This window comes from Amycolatopsis regifaucium (assembly GCF_001613935.1).
GTDB lineage: Bacteria > Actinomycetota > Actinomycetes > Mycobacteriales > Pseudonocardiaceae > Amycolatopsis > Amycolatopsis regifaucium.
In genome coordinates this window covers 60,300-75,975 of the sequence record NZ_LQCI01000011.1, presented here as the reverse complement: position 1 = coordinate 75,975, position 15,676 = coordinate 60,300, and the positions used below count along the sequence as shown (strand labels likewise).

The 15,676-nt window shown below is 68.1% G+C and carries 13 protein-coding genes; 7 read left to right on the top strand and 6 right to left on the bottom strand.

Annotated features, from left to right (window positions below; all coding sequences use genetic code 11):
* Positions 1-153: 153 nt before the first annotated feature.
* The 7 genes from AVL48_RS13945 to AVL48_RS13915 all read left to right on the top strand — a co-directional run bounded on the left by AVL48_RS13945 (position 154) and on the right by AVL48_RS13915 (position 10,408).
* On the top strand, positions 154-534 hold the full coding sequence (locus AVL48_RS13945; RefSeq protein WP_061982770.1) for a hypothetical protein: 381 nt from the start codon (positions 154-156) through the stop codon (positions 532-534).
* Positions 531-3,335, top strand: coding sequence for an ATP-binding protein (locus AVL48_RS13940; RefSeq protein ID WP_061982771.1), 2,805 nt, complete (start codon positions 531-533; stop codon positions 3,333-3,335). Before AVL48_RS13945 ends, AVL48_RS13940 begins: the two co-directional genes overlap by 4 nt.
* A gap of 291 nt (positions 3,336-3,626) precedes the next feature.
* The gene (locus AVL48_RS13935; RefSeq protein ID WP_061982772.1) at positions 3,627-5,189 is read left to right on the top strand and encodes a S8 family peptidase; all 1,563 of its coding nucleotides are present in this window, start codon (positions 3,627-3,629) and stop codon (positions 5,187-5,189) included.
* 26 nt (positions 5,190-5,215) lie between these two features.
* Positions 5,216-6,676 carry a serine protease gene (locus tag AVL48_RS13930; RefSeq protein ID WP_061982773.1) on the top strand — a complete coding sequence of 487 codons (1,461 nt, stop codon included), beginning with the start codon at positions 5,216-5,218 and terminating at the stop codon, positions 6,674-6,676.
* A gap of 27 nt (positions 6,677-6,703) precedes the next feature.
* Positions 6,704-8,242, top strand: coding sequence for a S8 family serine peptidase (locus AVL48_RS13925; protein WP_061982774.1), 1,539 nt, complete (start codon positions 6,704-6,706; stop codon positions 8,240-8,242).
* A 376-nt stretch (positions 8,243-8,618) separates the two neighbouring features.
* The gene (locus AVL48_RS13920; protein ID WP_061982775.1) at positions 8,619-9,014 is read left to right on the top strand and encodes a RidA family protein; all 396 of its coding nucleotides are present in this window, start codon (positions 8,619-8,621) and stop codon (positions 9,012-9,014) included.
* A 689-nt stretch (positions 9,015-9,703) separates the two neighbouring features.
* Positions 9,704-10,408 (top strand): ANTAR domain-containing protein, encoded by a 705-nt coding sequence (locus AVL48_RS13915; protein WP_061982776.1) that lies wholly within the window; start codon positions 9,704-9,706, stop codon positions 10,406-10,408.
* A 745-nt stretch (positions 10,409-11,153) separates the two neighbouring features.
* On the opposite strand, the gene AVL48_RS13910 is transcribed toward AVL48_RS13915, so the two are convergent.
* From AVL48_RS13910 to AVL48_RS13885, 6 genes are all read right to left on the bottom strand, one after another.
* Positions 11,154-12,368, bottom strand: a complete 1,215-nt coding sequence (locus AVL48_RS13910) for a PP2C family protein-serine/threonine phosphatase (RefSeq protein WP_061982777.1) — start codon at positions 12,366-12,368, stop codon at positions 11,154-11,156.
* Entirely contained in the window at positions 12,365-13,363 is a 999-nt protein-coding gene (locus AVL48_RS13905; protein ID WP_061982778.1) for an ATP-binding protein, read from the bottom strand. Before AVL48_RS13905 ends, AVL48_RS13910 begins: the two co-directional genes overlap by 4 nt.
* Positions 13,360-13,785, bottom strand: a complete 426-nt coding sequence (locus tag AVL48_RS13900) for an anti-sigma regulatory factor (protein WP_061982779.1) — start codon at positions 13,783-13,785, stop codon at positions 13,360-13,362. The genes AVL48_RS13905 and AVL48_RS13900 overlap by 4 nt, the downstream gene beginning before the upstream one ends.
* Complete coding sequence (locus AVL48_RS13895) at positions 13,775-14,173, bottom strand: STAS domain-containing protein (RefSeq protein WP_061982780.1); 399 nt, start codon at positions 14,171-14,173, stop codon at positions 13,775-13,777. Before AVL48_RS13895 ends, AVL48_RS13900 begins: the two co-directional genes overlap by 11 nt.
* Entirely contained in the window at positions 14,170-15,036 is an 867-nt protein-coding gene (locus AVL48_RS13890; RefSeq protein WP_061982891.1) for an STAS domain-containing protein, read from the bottom strand. The genes AVL48_RS13895 and AVL48_RS13890 overlap by 4 nt, the downstream gene beginning before the upstream one ends.
* Positions 15,037-15,131: 95 nt before the next feature.
* Positions 15,132-15,590: a MarR family transcriptional regulator gene (locus tag AVL48_RS13885; RefSeq protein ID WP_244162378.1), complete on the bottom strand. Its 459-nt coding sequence runs from the start codon at positions 15,588-15,590 to the stop codon at positions 15,132-15,134.
* Positions 15,591-15,676 lie beyond the last annotated feature (86 nt).

Genomic DNA, 15,676 nt, shown 5'->3' with positions numbered 1-15,676 from the left:
GAGGGTGTGAACCCTGGTCGGCGAAGGTGACCCGGATTGCTCAGGGCCCTTACTTATCGCCTTTGTACTGGTCAGTGCCATTGTCCGGGTGGAAGGTGTAGGAGACCGCCTGCCGAAGGGAGGACCGTGTCGAAGCGAGTCCAGGAGACTGTGGTGTCCGCTCTCGAATTGCACCTGGTCAGGGAGCGCATGGTGATGGGTGTGGCGCACCGGTTGGCCACCATGCCGGACGTCGCCCCGTACCTACGGGGTTCCTCACGTCCGGTGGCGATCCGGCTCATCGGCGAGGTGCTCGCGCGCTGCCTCGACGCACTCGCGCCGGGTAGCGGGCTCAGTGGGGGAGAGGATGCGTTGCGCTCGCTGCCCGGCGAACCGGCCGCGGTCAGGGCCGTGATCGCCCGGGTGGTGGGCAGACCTGCCTGGGAGCAGCTCTCCGGAGTCATCGGAACGTCCGACGCCACCTCGCAAGCGGTGCGTGACGCGGCGGAGGTGCTGTTCGACTGTCTTGTCGACCTGGCACGGCCACCCGGATGACGAGCCGTCCGGAGTGGCCCCAGGTGGTCAAGGAGGTCGACCGGCCCGCCGCCTTTGTCGTGGTCGAGGGCGAACCCGACGCCGGGCGGACGACGTTGCTCGGGCGGCTCGGCAGTCACGAACGCCAGGACTCCGTCGTGATCGAGGCGCGGTGCGCGCGACTGGCCGATCCCGTCCCGTTCGGGCCGGTACTCGAGGCCCTGAAGGCAGCTACCGTCGAATGGGCCGCATCGGCCGCGAGGCTGTCACCCCTCGCGGGTTGCCTCCGGCCACTGCTTCCGGAACTCGACGCCGTGCTGCCGCCGCCCTTGGAGGCGGCAGGCTCGCCGCGTGCGTTGGTCTTCAGGGCGTTGCGTGAACTGCTGACGCTGCACGAGCGCACCGTCCTCCTCGTCGACGACGTCCACGACGCCGACGAGGAGACACGCGATCTCCTGCGCTATCTGGCGGCCTTCCCCTCACCACGCCTGGCTGTAGTGACCAGTTCGGTGCCCCGTCGGCGGCAACCCGTGCCCGGGGCCACCTGGTGGCCTCCCCGATCGGGCGTGACCGCGCACTTCACCCTGGAGCCGCTGGAGATCGAGCAGGTCGCCGAGATGGTGGGGTCGCGCGAACTCGCCGAGCGGATCCACCGGCGGACCGGCGGGGTCGCCGGCGCGGTCGACGCCGTACTCAAGGCGATCGCGGAGGTCGCGGACGAGCGATCCGCGATGAAGCTCGCCGAGACCGTTCTCCCGTCGGCCTGGACCACGTCGGTGGCTGCGCGGCTCGCGGAGACCTCGCGCGGCTGCGCGTCGCTCGTCGAAGCGGCGGCGGTGCTGGGGCATTCGGCGGGAAGCCGCGCGCTCGCGAAGGTGTCCGGTGTGGACGATGACGGAATCGTCGAAGCCTTGATGGGCGCGCTGGATGCCGGATTCCTGCTGGATTCGGGGCGGGACCGGTACAGAGTTCGCAGTCCGTTGCTGGCCGACACCGTGTACGAATCGATTCCGGGACCGCGCCGATGCCTGGTGCACACACGCGCCGCCGAGCTTCTCGCTGCCGATACGGAACCGGCCGCGGCACGGATCGCTCATCACCACCGCGAGGCGGGTGAACTGGCGGAATGGACCCGATGGACCTCCGTCGCCGTCGACAGCGCGATGGCGGAGGGAAGCCCGGACGACGCCGTTCGGCTGCTCGCGGCGGTAATCGAGGACCCAGGATTACCGCGAGCGGAGAGAGAGAAGTTCGCCGTGCGGCTCGGCAGGGAGATGGTGCATGGCCTGGTCGACGAGGACACGGTGCAGCTGCTCCGCACCGCGCTGCGCGACTGGTCACTGACCAGGACGGCACGAGGCGAGATCCGGCTCAACCTCGGCAGGGTGCTGATCAACCAGGCCGGGCAGGTGGACGCCGGGCGTGCGGAGATCGAACTCGCCCTCAGCGATCTCTCCGGCAAGCGTGCCCTGCTCGCCCGCGGCCTGGCCACGCTGGCACTACCCCATGTCGGCACGGTGCCGGTCGAGGAGAACCTGCGCTGGCTCGACCAAGCGGAACAGGTGAGCAAAGGTATCCGCGACGTCGAGGTGCTCGCCGCGGTGGCCGCGAACCGGATGTCCAGCCGGATGCAAGTGGCCGATCCCGGAGTCTGGCAGGACGTCGGCGCCCTCCTGGACTCGCCGTCGTCGGCGGACGTGCGCCGGCAGGTCAGCCGGACCTACATCAATCTCGCCGACGCGGCCGCGTGGAACGGCCACTACCCGGTCGCCCGGACGTACCTCGCGACGGCGCGCCGCCTGATCCTGGATGAGCACCAGCCGTATCTGGAGGCTCTGGCTGACGGAGCCGGCCTCCGGATCGATGTCGCAACCGGAGCGGGGGCACAGGTGGAGACCCAGGCCCGTCGCTTGGCCGACCGGGTCGGCCACGAAAGCTCGCTCGCCGCGGAACCGTTGCTCGCACTCGGCTGGCACGATTTCGAGCTGGGGCATCGGGCGTCGGCACTGAGTAATTTCGACGCCGCTTTCGCCCTCGCCGGTGGAAGCGCGCCGCTGCAGGCGTCCGCGTTCGCCGGGCGAGTGGCGGTGCTGCTCGCGGGAAAGGATCTCGCCGCGGCATGGCGGCTCGCGGATTTCGGTTTGGACAGTCTGCGCCGTAAGAACAACTGGGTCTGGGCGGCGGAGCTGGTGCCCCTGGCCGTGCGGATCATGCTCGACCGGCAGGAGGCCGACGCCGCCCGAGAGCTTGTGGCCGAGTACCGTCAGGGCATCGCCGGTCGCGACGCACCACTCGCGCACGCCGCGGAAATACTCTGTCACGGCTTGCTCGCCCGTGCCCGGCCTGCCGAAGCCGCCGAACTGTTCGGCCAGGCTGCCAAGGCATATCACGCCCTGCCTCGCCCTTACGCCGCCGCAGGCGCGGACGAACTCGCCGGTGAATGCCACCTTCAACTCGATGACCAGGAGCGACTCTTGGGTGCGTTCACCTCGGCCGAGACGACCTATCGTGCGCTCGGGGCCCTGGTGGACGCTCAGCGGTGCCGCCGGGTCCTGGTCCGCCGCGAGGACCCCCGCACCCCGCGGCGTGGACGCCGGGGCTACGGCCAGGCTCTGTCACCCCGCGAGCGTGAAGTCGTGCTCCTTGCGGCGCGAAACCTCACCAACCGCCAGATCGCGGAACGGCTCTTCCTGTCGGCGCGCACGGTCGAGACCCATATCGGCCGGGCGCTGAGCAAACTCGAGCTGCCTTCGCGTGCGGTGCTGAGCGAGGAATTGCTGCGCACCCGGCTCTCCCTTCCGCGCGACTCGACGACAGCCTGACCACGCCGCTTACCCGACTATCGCAGAATCGAGTGCGCATTTGTGTGCGCACGTCAATAAGTGGGTTCCCGCATCTGTTTTCGCTACTGTACTGAATATTTTCCACGATCGACATCGCAACTGTCTATTCGGTGAAAACCCCTGGTCAGGCCATTGTGCGAGTTAATTGAGTAGTCGGCGCGGAAAGGCCACTATTGTTTCTCCTGGCTTGAGATTTCACAGTTGTCGCAACGTGGTCGCGGTCACGTTCGTCTCTCTCCCTGCCTTTCCCCGCTTCAGAGGAGTATGCCGATGGCTGAACGTTTCCGTACTCGAAGGGCCGCCGTGGTCGCCGGCCTCGCCCTTGCCCTTTCCGGCACCGCACTCGGACTTCCTGCCACCGCGTCGGCAGGGAGCCAAGCGATACTGAAAGGGGGGCCTACGACGATATCCGGCGCCTACCTGGTCACTCTCAAGGCGGGACAGGCCCCCACCACGAACGTCCAGGCACTGGCAGCCGGCTACGGCGGGCAGGTCACGCGCACCTACGACGCCGCGCTGCGCGGTTTCGCGAGCCGGATGACCGAAGCACAGGCCGAACGGCTCGCCGCGGATCCTGCGGTCGCCTCGGTCGAGCCGGACGGCATCGCGTACGCGACCGACGTCCAGAACGATCCCACCTGGGGACTGGACCGGATCGACCAGAAAGATCTGCCGCTGGACAAGAAGTACGGCTACGCCAACAAGGGTGACGGTGCCACCGTCTACGTCCTCGACACCGGGACCGACTACCGGCAGAGCGAGTTCGGCGGGCGCGCGAGCAGCGGCTATGACTTCGTCGACAATGACAGCGACGCGTCGGACTGTCATGGCCACGGCACGCACGTCGCGGGCACCGTCGGCAGTACGACCTACGGTGTCGCGAAGGGCGTGAAGATCGTCGCCGTCCGGGTACTCGGCTGCAATTCCAGTGCGCCGTGGTCGACGATCGTGTCCGGTATCGACTGGGTCACCAAGAACGCCAAGCAGCCCGCGGTGCTCACGATGAGCATCGGCGGCGGCGCGACGTCCACTGTGGACCAAGCGGTGCGGGGCGCGGTCCAGGCCGGGATCACCGTCACGGTCGCCGCGGGCAACGAGGGGCAGGACGCCTGCGGCGTCTCGCCCGCCCGCACGCCGGAAGCGATCACGGTCGCCGCCAGCGACATCCAGGACAGGCGGTCGATCTTCAACTCGTCACAGTCGTCGAACTACGGCACCTGCACAGACCTGTTCGGACCGGGCAGCAACATCACCTCCACCCGCAACGGCGGTGGCACGCAGCAGATGAGCGGCACGTCGATGGCCACCCCGCACGTCGCAGGCGCGGCAGCGCTCTACCTGACCGAGAATCCGCTGGCCACCCCGGCGCAGGTCACCAAGGCGCTTCTCGACAACAGCACGCCCGGCAAGATCTCCGATGCCAAAGGATCGCCGAACAAGCTGCTGTATACCGGTTTCCTCGGCGGAGGCACGCCGAACCCGCCGTCCTGCGCGGGTGGCGTCAGCGGCGACGACGTCGCGATCCCGGACGCGGGTGAAGCCGTGGGCAGCACCGTGACCATCGGTTCCTGCGACGCGAAGGGAACCTCCGGCACTTCGGTGGCCGTGGCGATCAAACACCCGTACACGGGCGATCTCAAGGTCGACCTCATCACGCCTAGCGGCAAGGTCGTCACCCTCGAGCAGGCGGGCGGCGACAGCACCATCGACCTCTCCAAGACCTACACCGTCGACACCTCGGGCGAGAACCGTTCCGGTGACTGGAAGCTGCGCGTCCAGGACGTCTACCGGTTCGACACCGGCGTGCTCGACAGCTTCGCGCTGACCTTCTGATTTCCTCCCCGCTGAAAGGAAACACCATGAAAAGGAAAAGAGTTCTCGGACTGCTGGCACTGGGTGTGGCGGCGCTTTCGATTCCCGTGGCCGGGGGAACCGCCGGGGCGACGCCCCAGCCGACCGCTTCGGCGATCGCTCCCACCGATGCCGCCCCGATTCCCGACGGCGCCCACGCCCAGGGCATCGGCGGCGTGCCCGCTTCGGTGAAGGACTATCCCTTCGCCATCGCGGCCCTGCGTGAAGGCGGCTCCAGGCCGAGGGGGCAGAGCTGCAGCGGTTCCGTAGTGGCGCCCCGCAAGGTGATGGTCGCGGCGCACTGCAAGGAACTGGCCGGGGAGAAGTCCGTCCTCTATGGACTTGACGATCTGGTGAGCACCGGCGGCACGCAGCTCAAGGCCGTCGACTACCAGGTCCATCCGAAGTTCACCCAGCCCTGGTACGGCTACGACGTCGCGATCATCACCACCGACGCCGACATCCCCGTTCCCGCCGGCGGTTACGCGAAGGTCGCCACCTCCGCCGACACCGGTCTCGAGGCGCCGGGCAAGGACGGTTTCAGCCTGGGCTACGGCAAGAAGACCTACGACGACAGTCCCGCCGACGTCACTTTGCAGAAGCTGACGCTGCCGATCGTCCCCGCGAACCAGTGCACCGGCGTGGAGAACGGCGTCGACCCCAAGACGATGATCTGCGCCGGGTACTCCGACGGCCGCAAGACCGTCCTTCCCGGTGACAGCGGTGGCCCGTTCATCGTCAACGGTGTCGTCGTCGGCATCACGTCGTGGAGCCGCAGCGACTTCCGGTGGTACAGCGTCTACAGCAGGCTCAACAACGAGATGGGCGACTGGGTCAAGCAGCAGATCGGTGAAGTGCCCAGCACCGACAAGTTCACCCTCGCGGCTTCGCCCGGCTCGGTGAAGGTCGAGCCCGGCAAGTACATCTCGACGTCGATCACGAGCAAGCCGGGCAAGAACGGCAGCGAGAGCGTCGCGCTCGGCGCGTCCGGGCTGCCGGACGGCGCCAAGGCGACCTTCCAGCCGCCGTCCATCAACTCCGGTGACACCGCGAAACTGACGATCGAGACCGCCGCGAACACCCCGGAGAAGGACTACACGATCACCGTCTCCGGCAAGGGGACGACCGACACCGTGACCACCACGCTGACGCTGACCGTGGGGAAGGGCGGAAGTCAGCCGGGTGACCTCAAGGTGACGGTGAACCCGGGGTCGGGCACCGTTCGCGCCTCGGGATTCCTGAGCGCGACGGTTTCCGCGACCGGCGGTAGCGGCACCATCGCTCTTTCGGCCTCGGGACAGGGCCTGCCCATCGCCCCGTTCTTCACCCCGCAAACGATCTCCAGCGGCGGCAGTTCCGAGATGCGGATCTACGCGCCCTACCAGGCGGGCACCTACCCGATCACCGTCACCGCGAAAGACGGTACCGGCAAGACCTCGACCGCCACGTACACGCTCACCGTCCAGTGACCGCCCCGAATCCTGAGGTGAACCCTTATGCGTAACCACCGGAAAGTCCTCTTGGCCTTGGGTGTGCTGACGCCATTGCTGGCGCTCGGCGGCGGGAACGCGCTCGCGGCCGAAGCCGAAGGTGTCGTGGTGCAGGCGAAACAGCACTACGGCGACCAGTACATCGTGGTGCTGAAGGACGGCGCCGCGGCCGCGCAGGCGTCGGCGTCGTCGCTGACCGAACGCTTCGGCGGCGAGGTGCGGTCCACCTGGTCCGCGGCGCTGAACGGCTTCTCGGTCAAGAAGATGACCGAGAAGCAGGCGCGGCGGCTCGCGGCGGACCCGTCGGTCAAGGCCGTCTACCAGGACGGTACGGCCCGCGGCGCGGACACACAGGCGAACCCGACGTGGGGTTTGGACCGTGTCGACCAGAAGAGCCTGCCGCTGGACAAGAAGTACACCTACAACAACAGCGGCGAGGGCGTCACCGCGTACGACCTCGACAGTGGCATCAACCCGTCGAACCCGGAATACGAAGGCCGCGCCAGCCTCGGCAAGGACTTCATGGGCGGGGACGGCAAGGACTGCAACGGCCACGGCAGCCACACCGCCGGAACCATCGGCAGCAAGACCTACGGCGTCGCGAAGAAGGTCAAGATCGTCGGGCTGAAGGTCTTGGGCTGCAACAACACCGGGCCCGACTCGGGCATCATCGACGCGGTCGACTGGGTGACGGCCAACGCGAAGAAGCCCGCCGTGGCGAACATGAGCCTCACCATGGACGCACCCGGTGTGGGCGACGACGCGCTCAAGAAGTCGATCGCGTCGGGTGTCGTCTACGGCGTCGCGGCGGGCAACGCCTCCACCGACGCCTGTAACACCAGCCCCGCCCGGGTGCCGGAAGCCATCACAGTGAACGCCACGGAGTCCAACGACAACCGGTCCGGCTTCTCCAACTACGGTCCCTGTACGGACATCTTCGCGCCCGGCAGCAACATCACCTCGCTGAGCCCGAGCAGTGGCGGCACCGCGGTGATGAACGGGACCTCGATGGCGACGCCGCACGTCGTCGGAGCGGCCGCGCTCTACCTGGCGGCCAACCCGTCCGCGACGCCGAAACAGGTCCGGGACGCGCTGGTGAACAACGCTTCCGACGGGGTCGTCAAGAATCCGGGCAGTGGTTCGCTGAACAAGCTGCTCAACGTCTCGTTCATCGGGAGCGGTGATCCCGCGCCGAAGTGCGGCACGAAGTCGAATACCACTCCCGTGGCGATTCCGGACGCCGGCGCCGCGGTGGCGAGTTCGCTGACGCAGGAGGGTTGCGACGGCAGGGCGTCTTCGTCGCTGCCGGTGAAGGTCGACGTCAGCCACACCTACACGGGTGACCTGGTGCTCGACCTGATCGGGCCGAGCGGCAAGGCCTACCGGCTGAAGGGTTCCGGCGGGGCCGGTTCCGCGGGCGGTGTCCACGAGACGTATACGGTCGACGCCTCCGGGGAGAACGCCAACGGCACCTGGAAGCTGAGCGCGCAGGACGTCTACAAGTTCGACACCGGTTCGATCGACGGGTTCACGGTCACCTTCTGACCGGCCACCGCGGTCACCGGCCGCGGAACGAAGCCTGGTGGGTCATCGCGAGGAAGGCGGCCCACCAGGCTTTTCCGCGTCGGGGCCAGGCAGTGAGGTGCTTCTGTCGACGGCAGTGCCGGACAAGGCGATCTCGTGCGCACCTCGGCGCCCCGCGTCACCATGGGGCCGACCTCACGCCCGGCGAGTGGAATACCGAGGGCCGATGACTGGTTTTCGCCCTCTGGGTATGCCGCATCCAGCATCACGAAGAAGACACGACACGGGACGGCGGTCAGACATCTTGCCTGACCGGCTACGCCATGCCCGAACACACCCGTCGGTGCTTCGCGGGGCCGAACCTGAAAGTTGTTGGAATTCGTTGGAGGACGTTTTCATGGCGCACGACATCATCAATCCGTCCGGGCTGCACGACCCGGTGCGATTCGGCTACAGCCACATCGCCACCACAGCCGGTGAACTCGTCTTCATCGCCGGTCAGTACGCGTCTGATGCCGACGGTCACGTCACGTCGGGCGATTTCACCGAACAGGTCGCACAATCGCTGGAGAACGTGAGGATCGCGCTGGCGGAGGTGGGGCTCGACTTCAGTCACGTCGTGCAGCTCCGCACGTACATCGTCGGACATGACGCCGCCAAGCTCGAGACCGTCGGTACGCTCATCGGGCGGATCTGGGGTGGGCGGCCACCCACGCAGACACTTCTCGGCGTCGCGGCGCTGGCCTTGCCGGACATGCTCTTCGAAGTGGACGCCGTCGCCGTCCGGCCATAGCCTTGACCAGGGGACATGTCAGCGGCGGCACCTGAAGTGCTGATGGGGTGGGGCGGCGGCACAGGCCATCGGTGCGGTCATGAGTGATCTGGACTGGGCCTGGGCCCAGCAGGCGAGTGAACGACGTTCTCGGCAACGGTGCCGGTCTACGCCTATGAATTCCTGGACCGCATGGCACGCCGATTCTCGAGTTTCCGGTGGGTGTCCAGCCGTTGGCCGGACACGCGTCCGAGCTGAAGTACCTGTTTGATCTTCCGTATGACGATCGCCCGTTGACGGCGAGGTCGACCGGGCGAACCTGCATGACTTCGACTTGTGGGACCGGCTCGTGGCGCGGAAATAGACCTGAGGTAGCTGCTCCGCCAGACGAGGCTCGGGTTGGCGGCCCCAGCGTCTCGCCCTCCATGGTCGTTCGCCTGAGGTCATGGCCGCGTTCGTCCGTTCCGGCGGGAGCGCTACAATGAGTCACGTATCGTGAGGTCGTTCAGACTGTGTGGAACCGGTCGGAATGCGGCCTCGGGCGGGCCACCCGAGAATGAGGCGAGCCGAGCACCTGCCAGCGGGCATGACGGACCCCTCTGCGGGTAACTGCTCCTGAGCTCGCCGGTGGCTGGATCCACGTCACCGCGGTTGAGGAACCCACCCGACAGGTGACTCCGATTGCACAACACTGATCTCGCGGTGACGGTATGACAACGCCTGATGACGTCGAGACCGTTCTGGCTCACCTGCACCGCGCGGCCGAAGAAGGGCAACATCTCGGCGCCGTCGCCTCCCTGCGGATCGCCGAGCCGCTCGGTCTCGATGCGCTCACCATCGACCTGATCAACAGCACTGGGACGCTGGAACTGGTGTGGTGCGACCCAGCGGACGGGCCGGGCCACGACCTGGACAATCTGCAATACACCCTCGGTGACGGTCCCACCCTGGAAGCCGTCCAGCAGGGCTACACGGTGTCCGAACCCGATCTCGTCGCCACCGACCAGGCCCGTTGGCCGTTGTTCTTGCCCGCGGCGATGCAATCCGCGGCCCGAGCCGTCATCGCCGCGCCGCTGCGAGCCGACGACGGGACTTTCGGGGCCCTCACCGGTTACCGGGCCACGCCCGGTGCCATGACCGCATCGCAGTCACACGATTTTCATCGCGTCCGCGACGGGCTGCTGCCCTTGCTGATGCGGAGCGCGCCGATCCCGGCCACCGGCGCCTCCGGAGATGGCGACGGCCTCCGCCGCTACCGAGCAGAAGTCCAGCAAGCCGCCGGTGTCCTCGCCACCGCCCTCGCCATCCCGCCCGATCAGGCACTGGCCCGGCTACGCGCACACGCCTTCCGCCACGACCGCTCCCTGACCGACCTGGCTCGCGACGCTCTCACCCGCCGCCTCCGGCTGGACTGACCACGACGCAAGAAACCCCGGGAGCCACTCGCGGCTCCCGGGGTCTCAAGGGTCGGGTTTCATCATTGCCGTCCGGCCGTGAGGCCGGCGTCCTGCAACCGCGGTGTCCGTCCGAGAAGTGGACGACGCGGAGATCGCTTGTTCGTGACCGAGAACCACCTTCCAATCCGATGGGCCTGCGGTACCCGCGCGGCACTACTGCCCAGCCGCGGCGGGCGATCCAATGATGTTCCCGTTCCCTTCTTCCGGTTTCTTTCTTACTGCTATCGCGATTCTGCCGATCACCGGCCGGAACCCTTTCACCGATCGGCTCCAGCACGCGTCATACCGCTGGTCCAGGTGACCGGAGCCTGCCGAAAATCGGCTCCGGTCACCCGACCGTCCTGCACTGACTACTTGCAACTACTGACTACTGCAACTACTGGTACTGCTTTTGCAACTGGTACTTCGTTTACTGCCTACTGCACTGCTTCGCCGGGATCGGCCTTGCTGTTCACGTCTTCACTTCCACGATCCCGGTACTTCACCGGTCACCAGTCGAAACCTGTGCACTGATCGGCTTCGTCCTGCCTGACCGTCTTGTCTCACCTCGCGGGTAGTTCCGTCATCTCCCGCGCCTGCTTGACGTTGTCTCTCTCGGTACAAGAAGAACACTACATGCATCCGACGCCGAATGTCTACCCTGGCGACCATAGATTTTCTCTTGCGCTGATCTTCGAGCACCGTCGTGCGGAAGACCCGCAGGTCAGGGCAGCGGAGTGGCGGACGGAATCACCGGTTCGCGTCGGATCGCGATGACGACGGTGTCGTCGGCGTGCAGCACCACGTCGTGCATCTCGGTGGCCAGCGCACTGGGGATCGTCACTGTGGGTTTCCCGGTGTGGCGGGGAGCGGCGGCCAGTAGCCGGGCTTCGCCTTCCTGATGGTTTTTGCGGCTTTCGGTCAAGCCGTCGGTGTAGAGGAGGAGCAGGTCGCCCGGAGCGAGGGTGCGGCGGACCAGGCTGCCCGTACCGGGGTCCGGGAAGCCGACGCCTCGGCCGACGAGAGCGGGCACCAGGAGTTCGGTGTCGCCCGCGGCGGTGAGGAGGACGGGGCGGGGGTGGCTGCCGTTGGCGATGGTGACGTCGCCGGTGACCGGGTCGAGCCTGGCCAGCAGGACGGTCGCCATCAGATCGGGTTCGATGGTCGCCAGGGTGCGGGCGGCGCGGGCGATCAGGTCGTCGAGGGGATGGCCTTCCAGCGCCAGGGTGCGGATGGCGTGGGTGACGGTCAGTGCGTGCCGGGTCGAGGTGACGCCGTGCCCGACGGCGTCGACGAGGGTGACGTGCAGGTTCCCGTCGGGCAGCACGAACCAGTCGTAGAGATCGCCGCCGGTGGGGGAGTCCGGCTCGCTGGGCGCGTAGTGCACGGCCAGTTCGAAGCCGTCGACGCGCGGCGGTGGCGGGCGCAGCGCGTCTTCGAGTTCGCGGAAGATCACCGCGTGCGCCCGGCGCAGTTGTTCGTCCCGTTCCTCGAGTTCGACGTACATGGCGAGTACGCCGCTGTTCGTCTCCGCCAGCTCGTGTTTGAGTTCGCGCTGCTCTTTGGCGATCACGTCGGCGCGGGCGGCCAGCGCCAGCATCTCCTCCCGCGTGGCCGCCTCGTCGTCGTCCGGCACGGCCACGGCGACATTGCCGGTGCCGAGATACCAGGTCAAGGTCGCGCTGTCCCCGGCATCGGGCAGGAGAGGGAGGGCGTTGCGTCGCCGTTGTCCGACGGACTGCGGCAAGCGCAACGTCACGGCCAGCCGGTTGTCCACTGTGGACGACGAAAGCCGGGTCTGTCCGCCGGTGTCTCCCGCGGCCTCGGCGAGCAGGGTCACGGCGAGGACGAGCCGTGCCCTGTCCTCGGCCGGGACGCCCGCGGCGGCACAGACCTGGCGCAGACGGCGGCGTAACCGGGCCACGTGGGGGTGCGTCATGTCGTGTCACCACCCGGGCCGAACGCGATCACGGTGGCGTCATCGCGGGGATCGCGGTGGTGCTGGGCGAGGTCCGCGGTGAGCAGCGAAGGTTCCGGGAGGGGACCGAGGGGTGCGGGACCGCGCCACCCGGTGCCGATTCCGTCGGTGTGCAGCACGATGACGTGCGGACCGGCCAGGGCGAGGGAGCGCACGTGCGTCGAGGGCAGGCTGAAACCGACCACGCCGGGTGTGCTCAGGAGCGGCTGGCTCCGTCCGGGTGTCAGTACCAGGCCGCTGATGTTGCCGACCCCGCAGAATTCCAGGAGGTCACCGGAGACACGGGCCAAGGCGACCGCGGCACCGCGGGTTTGCCGCAGCCTTCGGTGCATGGCGGTCAGCTGCTCGGACAGCGAACGGCCCGGCCGCTGGCCGAAGACCTCGATCGCGGCTTCCGCGGCGTCGCCGGCTTCGGGGCCGTGGCCGAGCCCGTCCACGATGGCGATCGTGCGGACACCGCGCACCGTCGACAGCGCGAGGGCGTCGCCGCAGCGCTCTTCGCCTTCATGCGGCAAGCGGACGTGGGCGATCCCGGCCGCCGGCCTGCCGGGCGCGAGCACCCTGGCCGCCGCGATGGTGCCGGCTCCGGGTGCCGACCGGATCCGGAACTCGGTGGCGAGCCTGCCGACGGCGCCGAGTCCCGTGCCGAGCGTCTCCGTCGTGGAGTGGCCGTCGATTCGCCAGTAGTCCAGGTTCGCCATGCCCGGTCCGGCGTCGGTGGCGTAGATGTCGATCCCGTGCCCGGCAAGGGATTGCTGGACGAACACGGACCCGTCGCTGGCGTGTTTGTCGATGTTGCCGGCCAGTTCGGAGGCGATGACGGCGGCGCGTTCGGCGAGCACTTCGGGCAGGCCCGCCTTCGCGGCGACCTCGCGGGCCGCCCGTACGGCGGTGTAGACCGCGCTCGCGTGGTCGATGCGGATCAGTGTCGTGCCCTGCGCGACTGTGACGGTCATCGTTTCCAGCGCACGACGGTGACCGTGGTGCCCTTACCGGGGGCGGTGTCGATGGTGAACTCGTCGACGAGCCGCCGGGTGCCGCCGAGGCCGTGCCCGAGACCGGCGCCGGTGGAGAAGCCGTCGGTCATGGCCTGCTCGACGTCGGCGATGCCGGGTCCCTCGTCGCGGACGGACAGGTTCAGGCCCACCCGGCCCCGGCCGTCTCGCACGATGGCGATCGTCATGGTTCCGCCACCGCCGTGGATGTAGGCGTTCCGGACCAGTTCGCTGGCGGCGGTGACGATCTTGGTCTGGTCGACGATCGAGAAGCCGGCCGCGACCGCGTCGGCCCGTACCGCGTGCCGGGCGCTGAGCAGGTCCTCTTCCGCGCGCACGGAGTGTTCGCGCGGTCCCTGGTCGGTGAGTTCGTCAGGAAGCATGAGGCGCCTCTTCGGCGGCCTCGGTGGGCGGGCGCCACCCCAGCAGTTCCATGGCCTGTTCGGCGTTGAGCGCGGTCTGCACCCCGGTGAGCCGCAGGCCGAGTCCGGACAGGGTGATCGCGACGGCGGGGCGCATCCCGGCGACGATCATCCGCGCGCCCAGCACTCGTCCGGTGGCGGCGAGCTCCATCAGTACCCGCGCGACGAAGGAGTCGATGATCTCCAGCCGGGAGATGTCGAGGATGACGCCGCGGATCCCTTCGTCGGAGATCCGGGTGGTGAGTTCGTCGGTGAACCGGAGTGCGGTCGTGTCGTCGAGGTCGCTGAGCAGCCCGCTGATCAGGATGTCCCCGAGTCGCAGGATCGGCAGGCCGGCGCCGGGATTCACCCGGTCACCGCGTGGGTGCGGGGGCCGTCGAGCAGGGTCATCGCGGTGGCCAGCGCGTCGGCCAGCGAGCCGCGGGTCACGATGTGCGAGAGGTCGATGCCGAGCTGGGTGATGGTCTGGGCGATCGACGGGCGGACCCCGCTGATCAGGCATTCGGCGCCCATGAGCCGGACCGCACTGACGGTCTGCAGCAGATGCTGCGCCACCGCCGTGTCCACGGTGGACACGCCGGTGATGTCGATGATCGCCACGCGGGCTTGGTGGGTCTGGATCGCCTCCAGGAGGTTCTGCATCACGACCTGGGTGCGGGCGCTGTCGAGCGTGCCGATCAGGGGTACGGCCAGCACCTGCCGCCACAGCCGCACCACCGGGGTGGACAGCTCCACCATCTGCTGGTGCTGGCGGCGGATGATCTCCTCGCGCCCTTCGACATAGACCGAGAACGTCAGGAGGCCCGCGGCGTCGAGGAGCTGGTTGATCGCCTGTGAGGTGCTGTAGCGCGCGGCGGGGTCGTCGGTGTGCCGTTCGAGCGCCGTCAGCGCGGTGCGCTTGAGTGCGAAGATCGCCTGAGCGGTGGCCGAGGGAGCGGCGCCCGCACGGGCTCGCCGCTCGGACAGTCCTCGCAGGGCGGAGCGGACCGCTTCGTCGCGCTCGACGACCTGACCTGGCGGAAGGTCAGTGCCGAGGGCGCCGTGGAGCGCTCCCAACAGTTCTTTGGCTTCGCGCCGAAGCCCTTCCTCGCCGAGCTGAGCAGGCGAATCGGCCAGCTGCAAGCGGACCCAGTCATCGATCAGCAGGTCCTGGTCCGCCTCGAAGATCCGCGCCAGCAGGTCCCGGGCAGTAACTTCTTCCGTGCCGTGCAACGCGTCCTCCCGGCAGATCACCGTCGCGGCGCGCCGGTGCGTCCGCAACTGTTGTCATATGACAACAGTAACCCTACTGGAGTGATCCCGGCAGTTCAGCCCGGCGTCTGGGATCCGGCCGCCTCCTGGAACGCCAGCAGACCGGTGGCGAGCGCCGCCCTGGCTTCCGGGGACATTTTCACCAGCGCGGCCTGGAGACTTTCGCGGCGCCGGTCACGGAGATTGCGCAGGTAGGTCTTGCCCCGGTCGCTGAGCCTCAGCATGAGCTCGCGGCGGCTGCGGCTGCTGGGCAGCCGTTCGAGGAACCCGACGGCCTCCAGCCGGTCACACAGGCGGCTCACCAGCGGCGGTGTCGAGCCGAGCAGCTCGGCGAGCGCGCGCAGGTTCAGACCGTCGTGGTGGTCGAGCGCGACCACCGCGCGGACCTGGGAGGTCGAGAGCGGGCGAGGAGACGCTTCGCGGGCTCGTTCGAACATGATCTCGAGCAGCTCGGCCGTCTCGGCCACGGCCGCCGCCACCGTTTCGGTGTCAGGCTGCTCGGGGGACCAGTTCACACCGCCACTCTCGCATCCTTATGCTGGGCTGTCAGCTCAGCTCACTGCGACGCGTCCTGCCACAGGTCCGACGGAGCGGCGCCGAC

Coding starts and splice junctions, on each gene's coding strand:
- AVL48_RS13905 (WP_061982778.1), bottom strand. CDS start 13,363: ATGACCGTCACAGTCGCGCAGGGCACGACACTGATCCGCATCGACCAC.
- AVL48_RS13925 (WP_061982774.1), top strand. CDS start 6,704: ATGCGTAACCACCGGAAAGTCCTCTTGGCCTTGGGTGTGCTGACGCCA.
- AVL48_RS13940 (WP_061982771.1), top strand. CDS start 531: ATGACGAGCCGTCCGGAGTGGCCCCAGGTGGTCAAGGAGGTCGACCGG.
- AVL48_RS13930 (WP_061982773.1), top strand. CDS start 5,216: ATGAAAAGGAAAAGAGTTCTCGGACTGCTGGCACTGGGTGTGGCGGCG.
- AVL48_RS13910 (WP_061982777.1), bottom strand. CDS start 12,368: ATGACGCACCCCCACGTGGCCCGGTTACGCCGCCGTCTGCGCCAGGTC.
- AVL48_RS13920 (WP_061982775.1), top strand. CDS start 8,619: ATGGCGCACGACATCATCAATCCGTCCGGGCTGCACGACCCGGTGCGA.
- AVL48_RS13935 (WP_061982772.1), top strand. CDS start 3,627: ATGGCTGAACGTTTCCGTACTCGAAGGGCCGCCGTGGTCGCCGGCCTC.
- AVL48_RS13915 (WP_061982776.1), top strand. CDS start 9,704: ATGACAACGCCTGATGACGTCGAGACCGTTCTGGCTCACCTGCACCGC.
- AVL48_RS13900 (WP_061982779.1), bottom strand. CDS start 13,785: ATGCTTCCTGACGAACTCACCGACCAGGGACCGCGCGAACACTCCGTG.